The sequence below is a fragment of the Parasphingorhabdus sp. genome (assembly GCF_048269865.1).
Taxonomy (GTDB): domain Bacteria; phylum Pseudomonadota; class Alphaproteobacteria; order Sphingomonadales; family Sphingomonadaceae; genus Parasphingorhabdus.
Window position 1 is genome coordinate 369682 of record NZ_JBLWUA010000003.1, and the last position, 18301, is coordinate 387982.

An 18301-nucleotide genomic window follows, 5' to 3' on the forward strand; every position below is an offset into this window, starting at 1 on the left:
TCGTGATTAAACGCCAGAAGCTGACATTGCTTTGCGGCCCGCTTTGCGCTGAAAACCTGTATCTAGAAATGCCATCCTCGATCGTTGCCAGTTCAGATTGCGCTTGGCCCACGCGTCAACTTTTAGCATCCGTGGCAAAGCGTGCTTTGGATGGCCTTCTGTCTCGTTGGCAGAAAGCGAGGGGTCGTTGTCCTTACAAAGATCGATGGTTCGCTGTAGAGCAGCGGTATGGACAGTGAACGAAACATACGCGCTCAAAAAGACGCACCCATCGATGTTGCGATGGTGGCTTATCCCGAAGCACATATTTTGGATATCGTGGGCCCAATTGAGGTGCTCAGCGGCGTCGAGCTTTTCGCTCCCGAAAGTGATGCCCGTTATCGCACCAAGCTTCTTGCTGGCGATCGTAATCCCGTCAGGACGACGAGCGGACTTACGCTTCAGCCGGATCTTTCATTTCAGGATGCGCGCCAAAGCGAACTGCCAATAGATACGTTGATCATATCAGGCGGCCACGGCACCAGCGCGGCGTTGAAGGATGATGAACTCTTGGCGTTCGTCGTGTGGGCGGCGCAAAAGGCCAGGCGGGTCGTATCGATCTGCACCGGCGCAATGATCCTTGCAGAGACTGGATTGCTGGATGGCCGCAGGGCCACCACCCATTGGTGGTGGGCCCCGATCCTCGCCAAGCGATATCCTGCGGTGACGGTCGAACCTGACTCGATCTACGTGAATGACGGGCACATCTGGACCTCTGCGGGGGTAACATCCGGCATGGATCTGGCCCTGGCTCTGGTCGAGGCCGACTTCGGGCACGACGTGGCTCTTCAGGTCGCACGATATAACGTCATGTATATGATGCGCCCTGGCGGGCAGTCCCAGTTCAGCGCCAACCTGATTGCGCAGAACAGCGATGACCCCATCATGTCTCGCGTTCTCGCCCATGTGCAGGCCAACCCCGGTGCCGATCTTGGCGTTCCGGCGCTGGCAGAGATCGCCTTGATGTCGGACCGATCCTTTGCGCGCAAGTTCAAGGACGCAATCGGCATGACGCCCGCAAGCTATGTCGAAGTGGCACGATTGCAGGCGGCGCGCATCCAGCTGGAGCAAACGGACGCGCTGATCGACCAGATCGCCATCGATACTGGTTTCGGAAATTCGGAGCGAATGCGGCGCGTCTTCCAGCGACATCTCGGCATAGCGGCCAGCGACTATCGCGATCGGTTCCGCCCGCACGGCTCGACTACGCAGATCGACAGCTCATGATCGCCCCACTTTAGCCTGACACGGGGGCGGATCGACAGATTCGCCGCAGCCCGCCCCCGGCCAGTACCCATCACGAAAATCACATTCCACCGCGCGAGCCCTGCTCTGCGCAGCGAAGACTCACGACCAATTTGAACGACGAAAAGGAGAATATCTATGAGAACTATTGCAACCGATACATCGCGCACCGTGCTGAGCCTGATCGGAGCCTTGGCCATGACCGGGCTGCTGTTTGCCGATCCGCTCTCTGCGCATGACCGGCAGGCCCCATTCGAGGGGGTTAGCATCGGTGCCCAAGCGGGCTGGGAAAAACGCGATATCGACGAGCAGATCCCGGTCGCGCCGGCGAGCATTCGCCTCACCGATGATGCTGACTCAGCGATCTTCGGAGGCTTCGTCGGCTACGATCATCAGTTCGACACCATGGTCCTCGGAATCGAGGCAGGCGTCGCGATAAACGGCGGCACACTGAGAACGGACGTAGCCGGAGCAGGAGCGATCGAAGTCGATTCCCGCTGGGCTGCCGACCTCAGCCTGAGGGCCGGATTTACTCCTGTCGAGAACGTCCTGCTCTATGGCCGGGGTGGCTACGCGCTCAACCGCAACCGGACACGCGCATTTGCGGCGGGTCAGCCGCAGCCGGTCGCAAGCGGCTCCGCCACGGATGATGGATGGCTCTACGGGGGCGGCGTTGAGATCGCCTTGCCGCGTGGCCTGTCGATCCGCGCGGAATACCGGCGCACCGAATTCGATGGCTCACTGGCATCCGATCAGGTGCTTGGCGGCGTCGCATTGCGCTTCTGACGGCGATCGGCAGAGGGTCACGCCGCCTCGCGCGGCATCAGTGATCCTCTGCCAACGCTTCCTGCATTTTCACCAAAACAAGCGAGAGAAACCATGGCCAATTTTCGACTGATTGCCGCCCTGTGCTTTGTTGCAACCTCCGGTTGCGCCACCACCGAGCAGCGCGCTGCGTCCTACCGTCATCTGTCCTGCGAGCAACTGGTTGTAGCGCTCGATTACGAGCGACGCGCTGAACGAGAATCCCGCCGAGAAGGTGTGCTGTTGGGGGTCGCCAGTATTCTGGATGGTTCCGACGATAGCGACCTCGTCGAGCTGGATTCCGACATCAGCTTTCTTGACGCAGACAACAGCCAGGCCCGCGCGAAAGCCATCACACATGAGATGGAGCAACGCTGCGGGTATCCTCGGGACGAGGGGAAAAAACGATGACAGACAGCAAGCAGACAGTGCTTATCGCAGGGGCCACAGGCTATCTGGGCCAGTATCTGGTGACGGCATGCCACGCGGCGGGCTTCAGAGTGGTGGCCCTTGCTCGGCAGCCCGAAAAACTGATCGCGATCGACCATGCCGTTGACGAGATCGTCTTCGCCGAAGCGACCGATCCGGCAACGCTTTCGGGTCAGATGCGCGGTGTCGATCTTGTTATTTCGGCGCTCGGCATAACCAGACAGAAAGACGGACTTACCTACGCGGAAGTCGACTACCAGGCCAATCGCAACCTGCTCGACGAAGCACTGGCAGCCGGTGTGCCGCAATTTGCCTATATCCACGTGCTCAACGCCGAAAACATGCCGAACGTGGCGATGGCGCGGGCCAAATCGCGTTTCGCGAAAGAATTGGCGAAAGCGGACATCGCATCGACAATCGTGTGCCCGAGCGGTTTCTACTCTGACATCGTCGAAATTCTCGACATGGCGAAATCCGGACGCGTTTTTCTGTTCGGTGATGGAGAAGCCCGAATGAGCCCCATAGACGGAGCCGATCTGGCCGAGGCCGTGCTTTCTGCCATCGCGAGCGGCCAGTCCCGCATCGAAATCGGCGGCCCCCAGTGCTTCACCCAGAATGAAATCGCCGAACTCGCGTTCGAGGTCGTAGAACGACCCGTTCGCATCACGCGCATCCCGCTTGTCCTCGCAGATGGCGCGATCGTGCTGGCCAAACTGTTCGGAGCCAAGGCCAAGGTCAGTGCTGTCGAATTCTTCGTCGCCGCGTCGAAGCTGGACATGACCGCGCCCCCCTACGGCACGATCAGCCTGTCCCGCTTTTTCACGCAAACGCAGGCGGGCCGCACCGCAGGCCCTGCCCGGTAAGCGGAAGCGTTGATGAAGGAGAAGTGGAGATGGCGAGATCAATTGGTGGGCGAGGAGTAGTGCCATGGCGATAACAAGCGTTGGGAAGGGCCTCGACCACAGCCTGCCTGCTCATGATGCTCATGGTCTGGACGCATGGCTCGTTTTTCGAAGAACTCCTGTTCCGAGCCTCCATCATCGATCACGCCAGTCAATTTATGGGCGGCAGCTTCCGAGCATATCCGGTAGTGCTCTTTACCTCATCCGCTTTCTTCGGTTAAAGTCATGCCTATTATCAGGGATGGTATGACACACTGATCACAGGTGCCGGCGGATTTGCCTTCGTTGTCTTTTACCTGTGGTTCGGAGGCCGGAACATCCTGCCGCTGATATTTGCGCATGGCATGTTCAATAGCCTGGGCCAGACATTTCGGTTCCTGGGAATTGAGGATTGAGCGTGATCTGACGAGAAGGGAAGGGACGGAGCTATGAGCATCGCCAGATTCAGGTTCGCAGCGATCTTCCTTGCGTTCTTATCCTTTGCCGCCCCTGCACAGGCGCAAAGCGACGAAACGCTTCTCTTAAAAAATGTGCAGATCCTTCATCTGGACCGCGAAGAACCGACCGTGGACCAGGCTATGTCCATCCTCATTGAGGACGGCCGGATCACGAGCATCACTCCCGTCGAGCAAACCAACGAAGTTGGAATTGCGACAGTCATCGACGGACACGGGCGTTTCGTCATGGCTGGGCTCACCGATATGCACGTACATATCTGGGACCAATCCTCGCTGGGAGCCTACCTTGCTTCGGGCGTAACTACCGTGCGCAATGCCTCGGGTTTGCCTTTCCACTTGCGCATTGCGGATCAGATCGAACGAGGTGAGATCGTTGGACCTCGATTGATGACGACCGGCCCCATCCTCAACAGTCCAGGCCCCAACGCCCAGATCAACCATGAAATGGTGAGCACTGCAGAGGAAGCGAGGCATGCTGTCCGGCGCCAATACGAAACGGGTTTTCGCAGGCTGAAGGTCTATTCAAATCTCACCAGCGAAGCATATGAGGCAATTCTCGACGAGGCAGGCCAACTGGGAATGACCGTCATGGGACACACACCCGAAGGTATCAGGGAGCCGGGCATGCCGAACGATATCCCCTTCGAGATAGGGTTCAGCCATATACTCGAAGGCGGATTTGTGACGATCGAACATGTCGAATCCATCGTCTGGCATGGATTGCGGGATCGCTATGACGAGGATGCCGGACGAGAACTGGCGAGGCAGATTGCCGCAGCCCAGGTTCCCGTGGATCCCACGTTGCTGGCTTTCTACAACCTGCTGCGTGTGGCAGAAACGCAAGGCGGGTATCTGAATCGCGAAGGGACCGAAATGCTCAATCCACTCCTCGTTGCTCAAAGCCAGGCGGAATATGAGAGATGGTCTGGCGAAAACATACCGAGGAACCGGGCCGCGTTCGAATTCTACAAGCGCATGACGCAGATATTGTCCGAGGAGGGTGTGCTGATTGTAGCAGGTAGCGATGCGGGCATATTCACCAATGTGCCCGGTGTTTCGCTGATAGAGGAGCTGGAGCTGCTGGAACAGGCTGGGCTGAATCGCAAGCATGTTCTGCGCGCGGCGACTATCAACGCCGCCGTAGCTCTCGACGAGGAAGACACGGCAGGAAGGGTGGCGCAAGGCTACCGCGCAGATCTGATCCTCGTGGAAAATGATCCGCTGGCAGATCTCTGCGCGCTCAGGTCTGTCTCCGCGGTGGTTGCTGGCGGCAGATACCTCGACCGAGTCGAGTTGGATCGGCTTATTGAAAAAGCCGCAATGCATGACCTTCAGAGAACTGAGCGCAATCTTGTCGAGGCTTTTGAGGCACAGGGTCTGGATGCAAGCATCCTCCAGCCCTGATCGCGCTCATCGTATCGTGGGAACAGGGGGTTCTCATCCGGTGCGACGCCGTGCTCCAGCGTAGGCGAGGACCAACCGAAGCATCGCCCATGCTGGTTAAAGAATGGCGGCAGCGATCAAGTACAAGGTAAGTCGGGCTGATAAAGCTGAAGCGTTGCAATCGAGCCTCCGAAAACGGGCGGCAGCTCACTGATCAGGTTTCATAGGGGCAGCCATAGCCAATAGCGGAACCCAGAGGCTCAGCTTGCCCGGCGTGTTCTCCCGACGAGCCCTCAAGACCGATCGGCTTTTCCAAACTCGCATGCGAATGGGTCCTTTGGAAAGCTGGAAACGTCGATTTTCTGATGTTCTCTATGGCGATTAAAGAAAATGCTGCTTTGGATACTCGGTGGGGCGATCGTACATATCGTGCCAGCAATTGTCTGGACCCGCTGGAGCGGGCCGCAGACCTCTATCGACTGATAATCGAGATCGGAAGAGAGCCTTCGTGTTGCAAGGGGATTCGAATGCGCAATGGCCGCTTTCGGCCTGACAGCAACCTACAGGAGACAGTCCGGAACCGGCCCAATTCCCGCCGGTCTGAAATGCGCCCCAATCTAAGACGTCGCGATCCCAAATCTTAGCTCCTATTAGCGGAAATTCTTCTCGGCCATTCCGGCCAAGGAGAATGAAGATGACGTATTCACAGTTTGATCCTGCGGCCCAAAACTGCGTACCTTGGAATTTCGGTGCCAAGATAGGACCCAAGCGGCCGTTCAATAAGAAGCAGATTTGGGCGATCCGCTTTTTCCTCGATAGTGAAAAGCGCATCCGAGACCGCGCACTCTTCGATCTGGCAATCGACAGTAAGCTACGAGGATGTGATCTTGTAGAACTAAAGATCGGCGATCTAGTCAGCGGTCCAGATATTCGTAAGCGAGCCGCAATCATCCAGCGCAAAACGGGTCGCCCTGTTCAATTTGAAATCGCAAGCGATGCGCGAGACAGCTTGTTTGCCTGGCTGGAACGGCGAGGAGGATCTGTCGAAGAGTACGTGTTTCCTAGCCGGGTTGATCATTCAAGGCATTTGAGCACCCGCCAATATGCTAGGCTGGTGGATGAATGGGTTGAAGCAATTGGGTTAAGGCCGGAGGAGTATGGAACCCACTCGCTCCGCCGAACCAAGGCGTCGATTATCTACAAAGCTACCGGCAATCTGAGAGCGATTCAAATCTTGCTTGGCCACTCCAAGATTGAAAACACCGTTCGCTACCTTGGCGTGGATATTGAGGATGCTCTCACCCTAGCGGAGAAGACAGAAATCTGACTGTTGCTGGACGCCATTCGACACTTGGCTGGCGTCCAGCAACTCTGTGGTTTCCTGAAGCGGAGCTTTTCGTTGAGCAAAGCGATAGCGGACATCGGATCGGCAATATGATTCGACGGCCTATTGCACCCACTGTCAGTCAGAACCCTCGCCTGCCAAAAGATTGATGTCGTAGCTCCAAAGCCAAGTGTCACCGCGCTTAACGCAAACCGATTTGCCCCAAATCGGCCAGGCTTGCTTCCCAAAGCGCCATCGGAGTGGCGGTTGTAGGGGATAATGCGGGTGCCGACGCGCTGCGAATAAACCGCTTCATACCGCCAATGCCGTCATTGCGCCGCGTATAGGTGAGACCGCAGCATTCGGATGCATTTGCATCAGTTCACGCTCTGCCGTGCCGCCGCGCAGGCGGTTGAGCCAGTCACCGGGATCATATTCTGTGCCGACCGGATTTTCGACAATCGCATCGCCGTGGAAATAGGCGGTGCACTCGGCTTTTGTGGCAAACACATCGACGGTAAATTCCATCTGGTTGCCGTCCGGGTCGGCATAATAGAGCGAAGCGCTCATACCGTGATGGACGCACCAATAGGGCTTGATCCGGGCCGCTTTGAGCAACTCGTAATTTTCCAGCAGATCGCGCAGCGAAGCATATTCCCAAGCAACATGATCGACGCCGATCATGCCCCGATCATCCTTGTCGTCAGGATCGTCCGGGCGGATCACGCCAAGATCGGCGAACGCAAAGCGGTGATGCTCTTCATCGAAGGTCAGGAAGGCGAGCGCGGGGTTCTGATACTGGATGCTTGCACCGAAAACGGTCGCATACCATTGCAGCATTTCTGCAAAACGGCGGGTGCGGTAAACCACATGGACCAATGCGGAGGGTGACTTGATCATGCTAAAGCTCCTTGTCTAATCTCATTTCTCAATCACAAATGCAGCATATTCCGATAGGATAGCGGGCTCTTGGGCTTGATCGCGGTTTGCAACCAGAGCGCGGGTCATCGCTGGTCCGAACACGTAAAATAGCCCGGCGCCCACCCAACAGGCGGCGGCGTTGAGCAACCAGAACAGCGCAGGGTCCGTGGTTTCGTAAAAGCGGGAGAAATAGCCCGCGATAATCGCTCCGAAGAAAGCCACCAGATAGGCCGCCGCCATCATCCGCGCGGCGATTTGCCGCGGAGCATAGCGTGCCATGACAGCGAGCCATGTCGGCCATGACCAAGTGAAAGCGACGCCCGTGATGAAATAGGATAGCGCGGGAAAGACGATGCTGACCGATCCGGGCGTCTGGAACGCCGACCCAACGGCCATCAGCATCGTGCCCGCGCCGTACATCAGGCCGCCGACAACCATCTTAGTGTTATCGCTCTGTTCGCCCCCGCGCCTTGCCTGCCAGCGCCAAAAGCCAATCGCAGCAATCGCGCCCAAGACCGTGCCGAGGCAGTTGATAGAGACGAACCATGCAACCGGCACCCGTCCAAACGGCGTCTGCAAATCGACGGCAGTGTCGATCCAGACCATGCCCATGTTGAATTGCTGATCATATCCCGGCCCCAGAAGCACCTGAAAGACCAGAAAGATCATCAAGATACCGACACTGCGCCAGTCCGCTGCTGAGAGTTTGCGAGGCGGCGCGGACCTGCGCGTTCGCTGCGGTTCTTCGGGAAGGTGCGAAAGCCCCCTCAGATACACGCCGAGCGCGATCAGCATCATCAGCCCGGCCGCTCCGAACTCGGCGTGCCAGCCATAAATCTGTGCCAGCAATCCACAGGCCAGCGGGCCGGCGACCGCGCCGATATTGATGGCGGTGCTGAAAATGACGAATCCACGCGCCGGGCGCTCGTCGCCTGCGGAATAGAGCTGTCCTACTTGCGAGGCGATATTGCCCTTGAGTGCACCGGAGCCGAGGATCAGCAGGAGCAGTGCGACGAGGAAGCTTTGGTCGAACACCATCGCGGCATGGCCCGCCGTCATCAACAATACGCCCAGGATGACCGTGCGTTTGGAACCCAGCCAGCGATCGGCGATCCAGCCCCCGAACAGCGGTGTAAAATAGACCAACCCTGCATAAGAACCGAAGGTCTGCCCGGCAAAAGCCTGGGTTGAAAGCGGGCCCAGCAGCGTTTCGACAGCGCTGCGGTAGGCCGCCATCCCAGCGATCTTCTCCACCTGGCCCGGCAAGAACAGCGACTGGGTCATGTACAGCACGAGCAGCGACTGCATCCCGTAGAAGGAAAACCGCTCCCACGCCTCGGTGAAAGACAGATACACCAGTCCGCGCGGGTGGCCGAGGAAGGCGGTGTCGCCTCTTTCTGGCATTGTCATGCTGCAACTACCAGCGCTGCTCGGCGTCGATGAAGGACGAACCCGACCGGGATGCAGATCGCGATCAGCGCTGCCATGTAAAGTCCGCTGGCGGGATCGGCGGCAATGAACGCGATGAGCAGCGCGGTATCGATCAGCAGGAGCAGCCCGGGCAGAACGGGATAACCGATCGCGCGAACGGGGCGCGGCAGGTCGGGCCGGGTCCGGCGCAACTGGAACAGCGACACATCGTAGATCACGAAGGAGAAGATGATCAGCGCGGCCATCAGGCGGAATATGAATTCGAAACCGCCTGAAAAGATCAGCAGCACCGTGAGCAGCGCGGTAAATGCAAAGGCGACATGCGGCGTGCCGCCGGCATTGACCCGCGTTGCCGAGGGAAGAAACAGCCCCGCTCTCGCCAACCCAAACAACACGCGCGGGGCGATCATGAGGTTGGCATTGAGCGAGGTCGACGCCAGGATAATCGCAAGCACGGCTACAGCAGCCGCCCCTACGGTGCCGAAGATATTTCCCAGCACCAGGGCGATCGGCAGGTCGGAAGCGCGGATCGCCTCCAGATCGAGCGAGCGCAACATACCGATATTGAAAAGGACATAGATCAACGCGACAGCGCAAATCGAAAGTGCCATAGCACGCGGAATATTGGTTAGCGCATTTTCGTCCTCTTCGACAAAAACCATCGCGCTGTCCCATCCTGCATAGGCACCATAAATCATCTGGTAAGCCGTGATGACGGCGAATACGCCCAGCGCCGGTGCGCTGGCATCCGCCGCCGCCGATAACGCGCCGGGATCCGGCGGATCGGCCAACAGCGCGATCCCGATCACCACGCATAGCAATATCAATTTCACAGCGCTGCCGATGGTCTGGGCTACGCTGCCTTCACGCACGCCCAGCCAGTTCAGGATGATAAGCGGGATCAGGAACAGGCAGGCCACCGGGGCAGTGTGATCGGCAAGCGACGGCTGGAGAATTGCAAGGAAGTTGGCACAGACGATCGACAAAGCCGCGCACGCCGCGACGACGGACAGATACATTGCCCATCCGACGAGCAGTCCCATCGAATCGCCAAATGCTGCGCGTACCGGCACGAAAATGCCGCCCGCCCTAGGGATGGTCGTGACGAGTTCTGATGCGACATTCGCGGCCAGCAGGATATGCACGCCGCCAAGCGCCCACAGCGCGATCACCAGCCAGGGATGCGGCACTTGGTCGACCACCGCCCCGCTGGTGCGCATCAGTCCCGCTCCGACCATTGAGCCCAGCCCGATGGCTGCGGCAAAGGCGAAGCCGAGTTGTTTGAGCAATTTGCCGTTCGTCGCAGTCGCATCAGCCATAGAAAAATCTTTCTTCGACAATCTGGCCCTCGCGGACGGTGTAGGTGGCGATTTCGCTGAATGGCTGCCGTTCGCCGGTGGCGCGGCGGACGATTTCCATATCGATGAACAAGGCGAACTGGTCGCCGGTGACAAAGGGGCCGTCGATCAGCAACTCACTCATTGCATTGGTTTCCAGCCAGCGCGTCAATCTGGCGATTGCCGCGGGCTTGCCCATGGCAATGGCTGGGTCGCCGGCTTCGGATTTGGCTGGCTCAAACGCGATAATGTCGCTTGCCCAATATTTCTCCGCTGCGGCCAGGGCCTCGCCTTTTGCCAGCAAGGCCGCATAATCGCTCGCAATATCGGCAAGGCTTTGCATGGGATACTCTCCCGCATCTGGAGGGGATAGCCCGGCGGATGGTGGGTCGCAAAACCATCCGCCGGACTGGGGTTCGGCCCAAGCGGACGGTGCAAAGGGTTGCATCATCCGCCTAGACCAAGCTTCGAAATTATCGGACCGTCGCTTCCTGCAGCGTCATCGAGCCTGTGACCCTGCGGAATTTTGCCCGGTTGCCGGATTCGGCATCGAGCTGCGCGTTGGTTCTTTTGTCAAAGGCTTCCCATTCCTTGCTGCGTTTCTCCATTTCGGCGCCGCTGGGCCAGGAGGCGAAAGTCTGCGTCAGATACATGGTGGGTTCGCCGTCGCGGGGATCCACAACGTAATAGATCTTGTAGTCGCTGATCCAGCCCTTGGACTTGGCGAAATCCTGGTTTTTCTTCCATTCGCCGGCAAGATAGTTGGCATAAGAAGTCCATCCGGCATCCTCAAGAAAGATGCCGGTCATGGTTGTGTATTCACCGGCGACCAGCGGAAATTCGTCCGCCATTGCAGGCGTGGACAAGGCCATTGGCGCAGCCACAATCATGGCGCTTGCCATCATCATTTTTTTCATCAGTTTCATTCGTCTTCTCCTTCAATTTAGTCCCGCCTCACCCCGAGCCGGGTTCTGTAGTGATGATTGAATATCTGTTGCTAGCCCGCCGCTTTGGCAGGCGGCGTATCGGAGATAATCTCACGATAAATTTTCATCGATCCATCGGCCTGTCGCCGGAAAATCATCACCCAGTTGCCCAGTTCGGTAACGGGTTCGTTGCTTAGGGGATCGGTAAAATCATAGACGTAGCTGGATGTATAAACCGCCATGTCGCCATCCTCAGAGACTTCGACCTTTCCATCCGAAACAGCGAGTTTTGCTGCCGGATCGGCCAGCTGGCTGCGGGCGTTTTCCAGATTGGCCGCATTGTCGGCATTGGCCTGTCCGTGAAACATCTGGATAAAATCAGGAGCATTGAAACCGACCGCTTTCTCCGCATCGCCAGCGTTAAAGGCCGCGACAACATCTTTCGCTATTTCTTTGATATGATTGGCGATGGCGGTCTTATCAGCGGCTGAATCGGCTTCATGCGCCGTCTGATCGGAAGGTGATCCGCATGCCGCCAAAGGAGTCAGCATCAATGCCGCCGCAATGCATCTGTGAACGATCGGATAGTTCATTCTGCCCCCCAGTGTGATGCAGACAAAGTTCTCCCGATAGCGGCAACGCGGTGTTCCGGGCCGTCTCAAATGGACTAGGTTTCTCTGCAATTTCCGTGCACTATTGATGCGCGCGAATGTAACGTCCCGTCAACAGCGCTACCGTCAATAAAGCGTCAATAAAGCGTCAATTCGCTGGAGACGGTTCCGGCATGACATCCGGCCAACCATATTTTTCCCATGCCGCAACCAATCCGATGTGCTTGGCAAAGTCCATGAAGCCCGGGTGCAAGCGAGTCTGGCGAATCGGTTCGACATCGGCCCAGAGCGACATCAGGCCAACCATATTGGGCGGCGTAATCTGTTTTCCCAAAGTCTTGAACACCATCGGAGCATAGCCCATCCAGATGGCAGGCCATACAATCGTGGGATCACAAGGGTCGGGAAACGTGGCATGCAACATTTCCAGCATTTGGCAATATTGCTGGCGGTCTTCCTCCTGGCCACTATGAATACCCTTGGCGGCGAGGAGCCAGTATGCGTCCATGGCTTCCGGCGACATCGGCGTGGTTCCCGCCGGCGCAAAGATCACGCTATTCATCAACAACCGGGTTTTTTGATATTGCTCCACGGCAAGATCATGGTTGCCAGAAGCTGCCGTCGCCGCCGCCAGATGCAGCGAAGGCTGACCCAGATCCGCCATCCGCTGGCCGGCACGTATTGCAGCATCAATATTGCCAAGATTGAGATGCGCCACACATAGCATGCCATAATTGCGGCCATCGACAGGATCCTGATCGACCGCCGCTTCTATATAGGGCAGCGCTTCTGCCGTCCGTCCGCAATATAACAGGAAAGACCCCAGGCGCATGACAACAGCGGGATTTTCAGGCTCCAGTTGATGGGCCTTGAATGCGAGATCAAGGGCGCCGACAGCATCATTCTTGGTCCATTGATAGAGGCCAAGCATGGCATAGGCGTGGCCCTGCTCCGGCGAGAGTTGGATGGCCTTTTTCGCACATTCGGCCATGCGCTCGGCTTGCCCCAATTTGTCCAGGCACGGTGTATAAACGGCCGTGTAGACATGCGCCTCTGCCAATGCCGTCCAGCATTCGGCAAATTCCGGCTCCAGTTCCAACGCTTGTTCCAGCAATGCAATTGCGGTGTCCAGCACACCGTCGCCAATCGCACGGCGGGTCAGGGAGCGGCCCTGCAAATAGAGGCCATATGCGGCTTTATTGTCTGTCATTCGGCGGATAGCGGGGTCTGCGATGTCCAGCTGGAGCGCAGCACATAGTTCCCGTGCTACCGTTCGCGCCACCTGCTCACGCGAGGAAAGGATATCGTCCTCTGTTCCCTTGTAGCGATAGCTCCAACTTTCGAAGCCGGTTTGGCCGTCAATCAGGCGCACATTGATCCGAACATCTTGACCATGTCGCTGCACCGATCCCTCGACCAGATGCGCTACATGAAGCAGATCGGCAATTTCCGGCAACGAGCGGCTGGAATCCTTGAACTGAAAGGATGAGGTGCGCCCAGCGACCAGAAGCTGCGGAACCCGACCCAGCGTCGTAATCAGTTCATCTACGATTCCATCGGCAAAATATCCCTGATCATTCTTACTATCCAAGGACGCAAAAGGGAGTACCGCAATCCGCGTCCTGCCGCTTTGCCGGTCCGCCATAACGGCTCGGGATGCGGTCGGGTGGCGAAGCATCCAGGCATCCAGCAACCTCTCATGATCCGCGAGATTGTCGGATGCTTTCAATTGGGTCAGAGCATCACTGATTTTCATTTGCAATCGCTGCTCAACCGCCTGCCTGCGCTCGGCCAGCCATGTTTCGAAATCCTCTCCAAAACTCAAGTGATTGAGAAGTTGTTTACCGCCAATGGTCAGGAGCGATTCTGCTGCTTGCGCCCACCTGCCAGCGGCAAGCGCTGTTTCCAGATCAACGAGATCTGACTGCACGCTAGAGGCATTGAGGCCAATCCGGCTTCGCGAGACTTCCAACAGATGGCAATCAGCCGCAGCCAGCAATTTGCCCAGATCCAGCAAACATTGCCGCAAGCTTCCTCGCGCCTGTGCTTCAAATCGGCCAGGCCACAAGAGCTTGCTGAGATGATCGCGGTCAATCGGTTCGTCAGGCGCAAGACAGAGTATTGCGAGCAAAGCGCGTGCGCGCCGATTGGAAATGACGATTTCCGCGCCGTCTGTTGCCACTAACTGGAAGCTGCCAAAGAGCGACGCGCGTACCGATGCCACGGGCATTGCGGTAACGTCCTGCTTCTTTGCGAAATCCAAGTTGTGACACCCCCAGTATCATTGCAACATAACGCGAAATTGGTTCGGTGCAATTATTGAATCAGCGGCTGGGTGTCGCTCGTTCACGAGATGTGGAAGTGGTGAAATTGAACGACCGGCAGCTAGTGGGGCTTGCAGGTTTACGCAATTATGTCTGTTTCTGGGTTGTTAACTGATCGGCCGCTTTCGTCCCTTTCTCGGCTAATACCAGACAGTCCGCAATCGGCCCAATTTAAGCCATTGGGTTCGCAAAACGAAATCCGTGACTGTACGGAAAGCTATCAGCGAAGTATTTCAACCGATCAAACGACCGAAAAGTTCGCGAAACGCGTTGAACAACTATGTGCGGAGCATCAAACTTTCCGTGCAGAGCCCCCCTTGCAGCTTGGGTTCGTTTGTAGCAAATTGCCGCAATGCACACCCAAATCCACGCCATGAAACGCTGTCAGCTGCTTCCCCCATGCTTCCCCGACGCAGAATGCCAGGCGAGGAAGCAGATTTCGCGCCGTCGCGACCTACATAATCTATTGAATTTATTGAGAGAAACTGGAGCGGGCGAAGAGATTCGAACTCTCGACCCCAACCTTGGCAACGGGTCTGAACCCCGGAACTAGGACGAGCAATCTATCGGTTTGCTGCAGCGGCGCGAACCAGTCCGACATAAACGTCTTTCTGCCCCGCCCACTCCCGCCGAGATATGACCGCATCGCTGCGCCGTTCTTTTATCCGGAGTGCAATGCCGTCCGCAGCTGCTTGATAGTAAGAAAGGGCGGATGGATAATCTCCTCCATTAAATGCAAAATCACCCAGGTCACGCTGCCAGGCAATAAGCCGCAATTCAGTAGGAGGGACTTTTTTACGAAAAGCCTCATAGCCGTTTTTCAATATCTCATAGCCTTCAGATTTACGATTCAATGAAATCAAGTTTAATCCTCGCTGACGCTCAGTAAAAATATGGACAACATGATCAGGCGGCAATCGTTCATCCATTATTGCAGCCATCAAGTCGAGTTGCTCCTGCGCGTCTTTAAACTTTCCCAGATCGCGCAGCTCATCTGCCAAATTATGACGATAGATAGCTTCGTTTATAGCGGCCTGAACCTCATTATCCGGTCCCTTTTGTACCTCGACAGCGATCATCACAGCCTTTCGGGCCATTTCTACGCTCTCTTCTTGCAATCCTATCTTGCTTAATGCGCCAGCAAATGCAGAATATAATTTCCCCTGCGCCAACGTTGTCCGACTAGTTCGCTTTTCATAGGTGGCAATCGCCCGCCTCAACAAAGCTACAACCTGTTGCGAGCGACCGTGCTGGTAGAGCAGTTTCAAAGCTAGCTCAGATGTTAGGTCAGCGATGATTCCCGCTTCGATATCCGGACTATCTATTGCCAATGAGAGCGCTTCCCGAAAGAGTTCTTCCGATTCGCGTTCCCGAAAAAGCCGACCCTCAACACCTCCATGTTGCGAGATGGCGGCAATCAAAGTAGTGACGGCGATAGCGGTAGATGATCGCGCACGCGTCAGGGCTGCTGACGAATCCTGATGCGCTTTTTCCAGTTCCATCAGCCCTACATATGCCGATGATCTTTGTATCAGACTATCAACGATATATGCGTCCGGTGTATTTGCAGTTCGATTAAACACATCTAACGCCCGCGAAAATCCAACTAAGGCCTCACGGTCAGCATCAGCCAACAAGAACAGCTTGCTACGTTCGTGCAAAACTCTGGCAACAGCGATCGACTCCGCGCCATCCCGCAAGCTCCAGAATGTTTCGAGCCGATCCAATTCACGTTCGGCCGCCTCGATCCCCCCCTGCTTGTGAGCATCTTTGACCGACTGCAGTGATTTTTCGACTGCTTTCATGTCAAACGAGAAGGTCGAAGGTTGCGCATGAACCTCCGTCAGTTGAGTGGGAAGCATGTAAATTGCAAAAATGACCGGTAGCAAAAACTTGATCATTTTCCGACACCGCCACTGGTCAAAAACGCGGCTTGATTAGGTCCCGAACCAGATTCTTTCGACGGCTTTACGGAATCCAGTGTTCGCCCACCGCGAACTGGGAGAAATGCAGCCCAGTGCTTTGGGTGCGACCAACGCCCACCATCTACACGGCGTAGTTGTAACTGAGCACTGCGCACCGCTCCATCAAGATCGTCCGGTGATGCGACCAGATGCCGAAGCAGCACTTGAGACCAAAGAGCTGCTGAGCTGTCCGAAATCGGCCAGTGGGTGACAATCAAATTCTGGCTCCCCGCTCGGAAAAATGCAAGCGACAGACCTGTCAAAGCTTCATCATTGGCACCATTTTCGCCGGACCAGCTGTTGCAGGCAGATAAAATTACCAGTTCCCCATTCAATGGCAATCCGGCTATCTCGTGCAAAGTCAGCAAGCCATCATCCTCCGGGTCCGAAGGCGACGGTGTTAGAAGGAGCCCGGTTGTCGGAAAGTCGCCTTTCTCGTCGGCAAAAATGGCGTGGGTTGCAAAAAGTAATACTTCATCTTCGGAGTCAATCAGTTGTCGCACTAGCTGTTCTTTGGTCGCATCACCTGATCGCAGGATTTTCGCTCTCCCGCCAAAGTTCTTATCGATTGCTTTAAGCTCACGCTTAGCACCGGGTAAGTCTTGTAATACACTGAACTTTGAGTTGGTGGTAAGTTCCGGAGCGCCTATTGCGAGGATTGAGAGTTCATTTGCGACCCGTTGTTCGCCCGCATCTATTGCAAGCGCTCTCAAGCTCGGCAGTAGCGCGTAAGACCGTCTCTCAACCTCATATTGACCGTTATCAGGATTTATCAAAGCAGCAAATGGCAATGCCAGAAAAGTTCCGTTGCCATGAACCATAAGCCTTCTGACATTTGCCAGTGCGCCAATAATTGGGGTAAGCACCCGTTGGTAGGCTTGTTCCAATAAGTTTTCCATGGAGTTAATGGACGATCCGACATTTGCGACTTGCCGACCGCGAATACCAATTTGCGGTGTAATTGCGGCACGTATAGCATTCGAGAGAGATTGTGCCTCCTCTCTCCCCATTCCTTGCATTTCATACCAAGTGAAGCATTCGGTTGTAATCAACCAACCAAAACTCGACTTCTCATCTTCGAGGAAAACCAGTAATCCTTCATCTTGCTTCAGATTTTTTTGGAGTTTCTCTACTGAATAGGGCTCAGGAAGCATGAGTTCGAGCAATCCCGGGGCCATTTTTTCTATTTTCTGTTCGGTCTTGTCGATCTGATTCTCCCTGATAAGAGCTTCTTTTTCCATATTCTCGACGGATGTGTCACTCACACTCACGCTGTCGGTTCTTAGTTGATCGCGCTCGCGCAACAGCGCACGAACTTCTGCCGCTTCTACCCCTGCTGTATATAATGATCGCTCGACTGCGATTCCTGGACGCGAACTCAGAGCCATCTGCGCCGCCTTTAATGCAAATTCAGCATTTTCAAACTCAGCGCTATTCGGCAGCAAACAACTGTCTTTTGCCATCAAACTGTGAGGCGACAACATCGCTAGCAGAAAGAAAACAAGCATTGCTCTCGCTTTTGAACGGCGACCTTCTAGGTGCAAGAAATTGCTAAAAATCATCAATATACAAAAGCACAAACAATGCATGCGAAGCAAGGGGCTGCAAAAAGAGCGGCAATATTAGAAATATGCCTGATACACAGAAGTCGAGCTGTGTGGTCCATCTAAATAATGGACTACCACGTCGGAAACTCCCAAGGTCAATTCAACTTTGGTTCTCGCTTTTTTGAGTCTTTCACCTACCATAGCGCTGAGGGTCAATAGTCCGGTAACAGCGTTCCGCCCGCTTGATGAACAATTCTTTAGGCGGAGGAGAAAACATATTACGTAAATTATTCAATGGATTGCCTCGATATTTCCGTTGCAAGCTGTCATAATCTCGTTCGTCAGTCTCAACACTTTCATCAATATACTGCCCTCCCCTCCCAAACCAACCTATTCGAACAAGCTTGAGACGCATGCCGAATTCTGACGGCACAATCCCACGATTGACGATTTCCTGTTTGGCTATTCCCGCTTGTGCGAATGCATTTGTCACACAGCCACATGCACTGTTTATTCCGCCAGAGGAGTAAGCGTGGCGCGGAGGCCGCCTTGCATGATGGCTTTGGCATAGGCTGATTGCCGTTCTTTTTGGAGCGGTGATAATGGACGATTTCGACGATCAGGATACAAGTAGTCATACGAGTGGTCATATGAGT

The 18301-nt window shown here is 55.7% G+C and carries 15 protein-coding genes; 6 read left to right on the forward strand and 9 right to left on the reverse strand.

Annotated features, from left to right (window positions below; translation table 11 throughout):
* The first annotated feature begins 228 nt into the window (after positions 1-228).
* The 6 genes from ACN0WW_RS06140 (at position 229) to ACN0WW_RS06165 (ending at position 6587) form a co-directional block, all read left to right on the forward strand.
* The gene (locus ACN0WW_RS06140; protein WP_417610458.1) at positions 229-1266 is read left to right on the forward strand and encodes a GlxA family transcriptional regulator; all 1038 of its coding nucleotides are present in this window, start codon (positions 229-231) and stop codon (positions 1264-1266) included.
* A gap of 156 nt (positions 1267-1422) precedes the next feature.
* A complete protein-coding gene (locus ACN0WW_RS06145) occupies positions 1423-2070 on the forward strand; it encodes an outer membrane protein (protein WP_417610460.1) in 648 nt (215 codons plus the stop codon).
* A gap of 93 nt (positions 2071-2163) precedes the next feature.
* Entirely contained in the window at positions 2164-2499 is a 336-nt protein-coding gene (locus tag ACN0WW_RS06150) for a hypothetical protein (RefSeq protein WP_417610462.1), read from the forward strand.
* Positions 2496-3380 carry an SDR family oxidoreductase gene (locus tag ACN0WW_RS06155; RefSeq protein WP_417610464.1) on the forward strand — a complete coding sequence of 295 codons (885 nt, stop codon included), beginning with the start codon at positions 2496-2498 and terminating at the stop codon, positions 3378-3380. Before ACN0WW_RS06150 ends, ACN0WW_RS06155 begins: the two co-directional genes overlap by 4 nt.
* A gap of 467 nt (positions 3381-3847) precedes the next feature.
* On the forward strand, positions 3848-5281 hold the full coding sequence (locus ACN0WW_RS06160) for an amidohydrolase family protein (RefSeq protein ID WP_417610466.1): 1434 nt from the start codon (positions 3848-3850) through the stop codon (positions 5279-5281).
* 673 nt (positions 5282-5954) lie between these two features.
* The gene (locus ACN0WW_RS06165; RefSeq protein WP_417610468.1) at positions 5955-6587 is read left to right on the forward strand and encodes a tyrosine-type recombinase/integrase; all 633 of its coding nucleotides are present in this window, start codon (positions 5955-5957) and stop codon (positions 6585-6587) included.
* Between the two features lie 309 nt (positions 6588-6896).
* Here the strand turns inward: ACN0WW_RS06165 and ACN0WW_RS06170 are convergent, their stop codons facing one another.
* The 9 genes from ACN0WW_RS06170 to ACN0WW_RS06210 form a co-directional block, all read right to left on the reverse strand.
* Positions 6897-7484: a VOC family protein gene (locus tag ACN0WW_RS06170; RefSeq protein ID WP_417610470.1), complete on the reverse strand. Its 588-nt coding sequence runs from the start codon at positions 7482-7484 to the stop codon at positions 6897-6899.
* Between the two features lie 21 nt (positions 7485-7505).
* On the reverse strand, positions 7506-8915 hold the full coding sequence (locus ACN0WW_RS06175; RefSeq protein ID WP_417610472.1) for a peptide MFS transporter: 1410 nt from the start codon (positions 8913-8915) through the stop codon (positions 7506-7508).
* The gene (locus ACN0WW_RS06180) at positions 8912-10255 is read right to left on the reverse strand and encodes an APC family permease (RefSeq protein ID WP_417610474.1); all 1344 of its coding nucleotides are present in this window, start codon (positions 10253-10255) and stop codon (positions 8912-8914) included. Before ACN0WW_RS06180 ends, ACN0WW_RS06175 begins: the two co-directional genes overlap by 4 nt.
* Positions 10248-10616 carry a SnoaL-like domain-containing protein gene (locus tag ACN0WW_RS06185; protein WP_417610476.1) on the reverse strand — a complete coding sequence of 123 codons (369 nt, stop codon included), beginning with the start codon at positions 10614-10616 and terminating at the stop codon, positions 10248-10250. Before ACN0WW_RS06185 ends, ACN0WW_RS06180 begins: the two co-directional genes overlap by 8 nt.
* Positions 10617-10746: 130 nt before the next feature.
* The gene (locus tag ACN0WW_RS06190; RefSeq protein ID WP_417610478.1) at positions 10747-11199 is read right to left on the reverse strand and encodes a hypothetical protein; all 453 of its coding nucleotides are present in this window, start codon (positions 11197-11199) and stop codon (positions 10747-10749) included.
* A gap of 71 nt (positions 11200-11270) precedes the next feature.
* Positions 11271-11792 (reverse strand): YybH family protein, encoded by a 522-nt coding sequence (locus ACN0WW_RS06195; RefSeq protein WP_417610480.1) that lies wholly within the window; start codon positions 11790-11792, stop codon positions 11271-11273.
* Positions 11793-11958: 166 nt separating this feature from the next.
* Complete coding sequence (locus ACN0WW_RS06200) at positions 11959-14073, reverse strand: hypothetical protein (protein WP_417610482.1); 2115 nt, start codon at positions 14071-14073, stop codon at positions 11959-11961.
* Positions 14074-14697: 624 nt separating this feature from the next.
* The gene (locus tag ACN0WW_RS06205) at positions 14698-16035 is read right to left on the reverse strand and encodes a hypothetical protein (protein WP_417610484.1); all 1338 of its coding nucleotides are present in this window, start codon (positions 16033-16035) and stop codon (positions 14698-14700) included.
* Entirely contained in the window at positions 16032-17660 is a 1629-nt protein-coding gene (locus tag ACN0WW_RS06210) for a CHAT domain-containing protein (protein ID WP_417610512.1), read from the reverse strand. Before ACN0WW_RS06210 ends, ACN0WW_RS06205 begins: the two co-directional genes overlap by 4 nt.
* Positions 17661-18301 lie beyond the last annotated feature (641 nt).

Coding starts and splice junctions, on each gene's coding strand:
- ACN0WW_RS06195 (WP_417610480.1), bottom strand. CDS start 11,792: ATGAACTATCCGATCGTTCACAGATGCATTGCGGCGGCATTGATGCTG.
- ACN0WW_RS06165 (WP_417610468.1), top strand. CDS start 5,955: ATGACGTATTCACAGTTTGATCCTGCGGCCCAAAACTGCGTACCTTGG.
- ACN0WW_RS06145 (WP_417610460.1), top strand. CDS start 1,423: ATGAGAACTATTGCAACCGATACATCGCGCACCGTGCTGAGCCTGATC.
- ACN0WW_RS06155 (WP_417610464.1), top strand. CDS start 2,496: ATGACAGACAGCAAGCAGACAGTGCTTATCGCAGGGGCCACAGGCTAT.
- ACN0WW_RS06140 (WP_417610458.1), top strand. CDS start 229: ATGGACAGTGAACGAAACATACGCGCTCAAAAAGACGCACCCATCGAT.
- ACN0WW_RS06180 (WP_417610474.1), bottom strand. CDS start 10,255: ATGGCTGATGCGACTGCGACGAACGGCAAATTGCTCAAACAACTCGGC.
- ACN0WW_RS06185 (WP_417610476.1), bottom strand. CDS start 10,616: ATGCAAAGCCTTGCCGATATTGCGAGCGATTATGCGGCCTTGCTGGCA.
- ACN0WW_RS06170 (WP_417610470.1), bottom strand. CDS start 7,484: ATGATCAAGTCACCCTCCGCATTGGTCCATGTGGTTTACCGCACCCGC.
- ACN0WW_RS06210 (WP_417610512.1), bottom strand. CDS start 17,660: ATGATTTTTAGCAATTTCTTGCACCTAGAAGGTCGCCGTTCAAAAGCG.
- ACN0WW_RS06160 (WP_417610466.1), top strand. CDS start 3,848: ATGAGCATCGCCAGATTCAGGTTCGCAGCGATCTTCCTTGCGTTCTTA.
- ACN0WW_RS06205 (WP_417610484.1), bottom strand. CDS start 16,035: ATGATCAAGTTTTTGCTACCGGTCATTTTTGCAATTTACATGCTTCCC.
- ACN0WW_RS06175 (WP_417610472.1), bottom strand. CDS start 8,915: ATGACAATGCCAGAAAGAGGCGACACCGCCTTCCTCGGCCACCCGCGC.
- ACN0WW_RS06150 (WP_417610462.1), top strand. CDS start 2,164: ATGGCCAATTTTCGACTGATTGCCGCCCTGTGCTTTGTTGCAACCTCC.
- ACN0WW_RS06190 (WP_417610478.1), bottom strand. CDS start 11,199: ATGAAACTGATGAAAAAAATGATGATGGCAAGCGCCATGATTGTGGCT.